Source organism: Psychrobacter sp. AOP5-GZ1-6 (assembly GCF_052376345.1).
Taxonomy (GTDB): Bacteria; Pseudomonadota; Gammaproteobacteria; order Pseudomonadales; family Moraxellaceae; genus Psychrobacter.
Genome location: NZ_JBQSVP010000168.1, coordinates 1 through 5834, shown reverse-complemented (window position 1 = coordinate 5834; position 5834 = coordinate 1). Strand labels below are relative to the sequence as shown.

The 5834-nt window shown below is 44.3% G+C and carries 5 protein-coding genes; all 5 read right to left on the bottom strand.

The features are described 5' to 3' along the window. Positions 1–639 precede the first annotated feature (639 nt). On the bottom strand, positions 640–1461 hold the full coding sequence (locus ACT3RN_RS14180; protein WP_192520556.1) for a sterol desaturase family protein: 822 nt from the start codon (positions 1459–1461) through the stop codon (positions 640–642). Positions 1462–1518: 57 nt separating this feature from the next. Next, the gene (locus ACT3RN_RS14175) at positions 1519–2154 is read right to left on the bottom strand and encodes a CDP-alcohol phosphatidyltransferase family protein (protein WP_192520557.1); all 636 of its coding nucleotides are present in this window, start codon (positions 2152–2154) and stop codon (positions 1519–1521) included. A 74-nt stretch (positions 2155–2228) separates the two neighbouring features. Beyond that, positions 2229–2858 (bottom strand): ATP-binding cassette domain-containing protein, encoded by a 630-nt coding sequence (locus tag ACT3RN_RS14170; RefSeq protein ID WP_192520558.1) that lies wholly within the window; start codon positions 2856–2858, stop codon positions 2229–2231. A gap of 47 nt (positions 2859–2905) precedes the next feature. Beyond that, positions 2906–4693, bottom strand: coding sequence for an ABC transporter permease (locus tag ACT3RN_RS14165; protein ID WP_192520559.1), 1788 nt, complete (start codon positions 4691–4693; stop codon positions 2906–2908). After that, on the bottom strand, positions 4690–5834 hold a 1145-nt coding region (locus ACT3RN_RS14160), incomplete at its 5' end, for an ABC transporter substrate-binding protein (protein ID WP_444518737.1). The genes ACT3RN_RS14165 and ACT3RN_RS14160, both read right to left, overlap by 4 nt.

The following is a 5834-nucleotide window of genomic DNA, read 5'->3' as shown; positions in this document are numbered from 1 at the left end:
ATAAATTGTTGTAGAGTAAGTGTGCAAGCGACTTAAGAGCCAAATATTTATTTGAGCGAAAACTCACGTTCATAAATCATATTAATCAATGGTATTTGCTCGAGCTGCTTAACAACTGCAACCACTATAAATCATTTTGAGCACTCGTTCAAATTATATTTGAGTGAACGCTCAAGTTATTTGTAAATTTGGTTTACATTGTGAGTGGATACCTAAAATGGTAAGTACCAAAGCGTTTATAGATAAGGGTTTGTCATAATCAGATATATTGGAGAAAGCTTAGGGCGTGTTTGATCTTTCACAAATAGGCACTGCTGATTGCTAAAATTGTTCCAGACAAGGCGCAAAGCGACGATAATGCAAATGCCGTAGCTAGATTTGCAACGCAGTATGGTGCAGTTTTAGCATCAGCCGTAGGGACAGGACTCTTTTTTGCCGCTCCATTGCTAAAAATAGACGCTTAGAAAGACTAAACTTACTATTTTTACCTTAGAATCGCCTAAAAAATAGTCTCTGTCAGTGCTATGGTTGAATATCAAACACGCCCTAACCATACCTAAAAAAATATGCAGACATGGTTGCTGGCTTGAATGTTCTTGGCTTGATGACTGTTAGCTTGAATGTTTCTACCTTGATGGTTTATTTACTTTTAGAGATTTTCCCTTTGGGCGGTTTGTCTTTGAATGGCATGATGAGTAAATTCCATAACGATGCATTTTGTTCGGGCAGAGGATATTCTTTTAAACCAATATCCAACTCGCTGTCAGATTTTTTTGCTTCACTCTTATAGCTACCAAACAACTTATCCCACCAAATAACGCTAAAACCAAAGTTTGAATCGGTCTCGCTCACGCGTTTACTGTGGTGGATGCGATGCAAAATTTGAGTCATCAATATTAATCGCAATGGTTTTTCGATAGCAGGTGCTAGGCGAATATTGGCATGATTAAACATGGCCAGTCCATTTAGAACAATTTCAAAAATTAATACAGCGATGGCAGGTATGCCCAACAAGCTAACGGCAATGAACTTGACGACGATACTCAATAAAATCTCGATAGGATGAAATCTCAGACCCGTACTGGTATCAATGTGTGCATCGGCATGGTGTACTCGATGCAAGCGCCATAGAGTAGGGACGCGATGAAACAATCGATGCTGCCAATAGATGACGATGTCGAGCAGCAGTAAGCTCAATATAATAACTACAATACTGGGCAGCTCAATGATATTAAATAAGCCAATACCATGCTGTTGGTTATATAGTGCCACAGCTGTCAGGCCGATAGGTATGGCCAACCGTGTGACGATAGAAGCCGCAACCACCAAGCTAAAGTTAGCAAACCAGCGTTTGCTACTTTTGATCGGGGATTTGCGTGCAGGCATGCGCCACTCAAGCAACATCATTATGACTAACACGCCAAAAAAAACGCCCAGTCTCCACCATACTTCATTTGTCATTGGTTAACTCTTTTGTTGATATACGTATTTTAAATCCTTTTAAATAAATGACGATATTCAGCTTTTGTGAATATCCGCTTCTAGTTGTTTCAGAGTGTTGTAGCCACCATGAATGCGGGTGAAAACAGTGACGGCACAAGCAGTCGCAAAAATGCTAGCGAGTACAGCAAAATGCTGCGGCCACAGACAAAATGCTACAAATATTGCGATGGTCTCGGTACCTTCAGTCAGACCGTTTAGATAATAAAAGCTTTTGTATTTAAACTGCGGCTTATCCAAATTGAACTTTTCAGCGGCAATGGCAAATGCCAAAAAGCTAGAGCCAGTACCAATAAATGTAGCCAATAATATAGCGCCAGCAATGGCATTTTGTTCAGGGTTTGCCAAAATAAAGCCAAGTGGTATGGCGGCATAAAATAAAAAATCCAAGGTAATATCTAAATAACCACCAGCGCTAGAGCTTTGTTTGGCGTAGCGAGCGAGTGCGCCATCAAGCCCATCAAAAACACGGTTCACCGCGATGGCAGCAAGTGCCCCATACCAAAACTCAAATGCGATTAATGGTAATGCCAACATGCCAATCAAAAACCCTAGCATCGTGAGTTGGTCTGGTGTGATACCGCGCTTGTGTAGTACTGCAACGACAGTGTTCAGCATCGGTTTGATAACGGGAGTGATAAACTTATCTAACATGCGAGCTGCCTTTTGTGTTTTGCTTTTTTGTCATTTTGAATGGGTGCTTGATTTCAATATCTAAAACTCTTGTCCTATCCTACATGAATAACCTTACCGTTGGCTGCTTCGGCATCGCTTTGGTCGTGCGTGACCATAATAGCAGGCAGCTTATGAGTGCGAATTTGATCGAATACCAATTGCCGCGTATCCATTCTCAATTGGGTATCAAGCTTGCTAAAAGGCTCATCTAGCAGTATCGCTTTTGGCTCGCTGAGTAGCGTGCGCAGTAAAGCAATCCGTGCTTGCTGCCCACCTGACAAATTGTCAGGATGGCGCTTACCCATACCTGCTAATCCAACTTGCTCTAGTGCCTGCTCAATTTTTTCTTTCCGCTGCTTCTTATTTCCTTTTGGCATAGCAAAAGCAATATTGCCTGCGACGGATAAGTGTGAAAACAGCAAAGGGTCTTGATACAGTACACCAATATGGCGTAAATGCGGCGGTAGGCTACAGACGTTTTCGTCATTTAACCACGCCTCACCTGTGGAGTGAAAGCCACTGGGCAAAGTGCCTGTGAGCCAGTTTAAAAAGCTTGATTTGCCACTACCAGATGGCCCCATCACTGTGAGTATGTCACCACCAAAAATCTGCTCATCGATGCTCAGTAGACGCGTGTCTTCCCGATATAGTTCTAAGTTTTTTATTTGTAAAGATGATGACATCAAAACCCCTTTATTTATATGGTCATTATTGGCTGGTTTAGGGCATATTAATGAGTGTTGTTTGTACCACTTTTAAAAATATATTTTGGTAGCAGGCTTGCTAGCATAAACCCAATCAGTGGTAGCAACATTTGAATAATGGCATACACTGCACTGGTGCGTCTACTGGCGCCGTTCGCGAGCGCCACCGCTTCTGTCGTAATGGTGGCGATACGTCCACCACCTGCCAACAATGTCGGCAAATACTGACCAAAGCTTATCGCCAAACCCAGTGCGACGGCAATCAATATAGGTGTAAACAGCTGTGGTAGTTTTACCTGTAAAAACACTTTTAGTGGCGTGGCACCTAGGCTAGCAGCCACGCGAGCAAAGCGTGGATCTAAACGCCGATAGCTACTAGACAGTGATAAAAACACATAAGGCAATACAAACAGTAAGTGCGTAAAGGCCACATTAAAAAACGCTGCTTGATTATTGGCCAGTTGCTGTAGCCAGACTAAGCCAAATAGAAACGCGATACTCGGCACCAATAAGGGTAAATAAATGATTAAACTGGTAAAGCCAGAGAGTCGTTTCGCACTCAGTTGTTCCGCTTCTAAACACAGTAAAGTAAGCACAATAGCAAATGCAGTGCTCACAAGACCAATAGAGATGGTGTTAAATAGAGGCGTACCCATTTGCATAAAAGCGCTTTGAAAATGCAATAGGACAAACTGCTCTGGCAGTGCTGCAGGGAAGCGCCAAAACCCAGCAACAGACCACATAGCCAGACCAATAAGCGACATAAACATAAAGCCAATCACGATGACGGTCAAAGCGGCTGTGACTTTTTGCCATATTGCATCCGCATGATGGCGCGTGCCATTGATCAGCGAGCCACTACACATTACTTTTATCAGCTTTTCACCGCCTAGCCATAATGCGATTAGCCCAATGGTCAGAACAAGCTGTAATAGTGCACCTGCCGAGGCTTTTATACGCATGTTTAAATCGACATCATTGAACCATTGCATGATGGTAACGGCAAGCGTCGGCGGTGTGTTTGGCCCTAGGATAAGTGGCATCTCTACGCTAGCACTGGCATAGGCGAGTACCGCTAGGATAGGCAAACGTAGCAATGGATAGAGTAGGGGCAAGACGGCTTTAAAAAAGGCAGTTACGGGGTAATAACCCAGATTGATAGCCACTTTATATTGTTGACGTAGCTTTTTGCCGAGATCTGGTTGTGCCAATGCACCTAGGGCAATTAATAATAAAAAAGGCAATTCTTTTAAGGTCAAACCCAAGATAATACTGATACCGTAAGGGTCATGAGGAAATATGCCTTCTGGGGCTAATTCCCAACCACTTAACCACGGCGATATCAATCGTGCAAACATACCAGAGGGTGCGATTAAAAACCCAACTGCAATCGCTGCTGCAGCATGTGGAATGACCAAAATAGGGCTAAGTAAATGCTCAATACGAGTGAGCCAAACACTATTAAAGAATGCTGCTAATATCATCAAGGTCATGACAAAAGACAGCAAGGTACTGATCAGTCCTGTACCAACGCTGAGCAGCACCATCTGAGTAAGACCTGGCGTCATCCAAAGGTCTTTGAAGCCCTGTAGGCTGACGGTCGTTTGCTCAAGTGCAGGCACCCAGCTAAATGCAGGCAACAGTACACTGATTAGCCCACCCAGTACGGGCAGTATCAGTATCAGTAATAAAAACTTAGGGCTCAGGGTAGCGATATGTGTGAATAAATCTTTCTTATACATGGGGCTAGCACTAGAGTTTTTGCTAGCATTGGCCTGGCCTTGGGTGCTGCCTTTATTGGTGTCTTGGCTCATGGACTCACCCCATAACGTGTTTGCCAGCCTTGCATAATGGCCTCAACCCAGCTTGGATGTGGCTCACTCACAGTACGTTTGATGCTGTCAAATGGTAGCGCGCTAGGATGAGCTTTATCGGTCTTGAATAAGGCTTGTTGCTCAGGGCTGAGCGTCGACTGGATGAGTACGGTTTTGTCCCCCCATACAGAGGCGGTTTGTTTTTTGGCTTGTGCTTCTGGACTCATCAAAAAGTTGGCGACCAGCTGCGCCGCTTGAGGGTGACTGGCATTATAAGGAATGGCCACAAAGTGCGTGTTACTCAAACTGCCATCGCTCATGGCATAGCTACGGATGCTCTGGGGTAAGTCATAACGTTGTACCGCTGCTGGCACTTCTGGTGCCGAGAAGGTAAAGGCGAGACTCAGCTCGGTATCATCGACCAAGCGACGCATTTGTGCACCAGTTTGAACAAACTGCTCACCCTTGCGCCACAGTGTGGGGTGCAGATCGTCCAAAAACGCCCATAATGGATCTAGGACGATGGCTTTGTTTTCCTCAGTCGCAGGCATGTTGAGTAGAGATTTGGTGTCTTCACCAGTATCTGCATCATGTTGCTCATGTAACATGACCAAGGCATATTTTAAAAAGCTCATCCCCAAAAAATCAGGCGGTTTAGGATAACTAAAGCGCCCAGGGTTTTGTGCGGTCCAAGTGGTGAGTTCATTTAAGGTGGTGGGCGGCTTTTTGGTAGACATGCTGTCATAATAAAAAGTCAGTGACGCTTGTCCCCATGGTGCTTCCATACCGTTGACGGGTACGCCAAAATCGAAGTTAACCGCAGGATTGTTGTCTGGATCAGTGAGTGCAAAATTAGGTATCTTGTTTGACCATTGCTTGAGTAATAAATCGTTTTCACTCATGGTGGCAAAGTTTGCACCATTGATCCATATGAGATCAACGCTGCCTTTGTCATCATTATTGGCTGATTTTTCTGCTAGGACGCGACTGACGGCTTCGCTGGTATCACTCAGCTTTACGTGCACCAAGTTGATATTGTATTTTTCATCAACTTGCTTGGCCGCCCACTGTAGGTAGGCATTGATTTGAGGATCGCCGCCCCATGCATAAAAATAGACGTCTTGATTGGCACCTTGCGCCT

Coding starts and splice junctions, on each gene's coding strand:
- ACT3RN_RS14165 (WP_192520559.1), bottom strand. CDS start 4,693: ATGAGCCAAGACACCAATAAAGGCAGCACCCAAGGCCAGGCCAATGCT.
- ACT3RN_RS14170 (WP_192520558.1), bottom strand. CDS start 2,858: ATGTCATCATCTTTACAAATAAAAAACTTAGAACTATATCGGGAAGAC.
- ACT3RN_RS14180 (WP_192520556.1), bottom strand. CDS start 1,461: ATGACAAATGAAGTATGGTGGAGACTGGGCGTTTTTTTTGGCGTGTTA.
- ACT3RN_RS14175 (WP_192520557.1), bottom strand. CDS start 2,154: ATGTTAGATAAGTTTATCACTCCCGTTATCAAACCGATGCTGAACACT.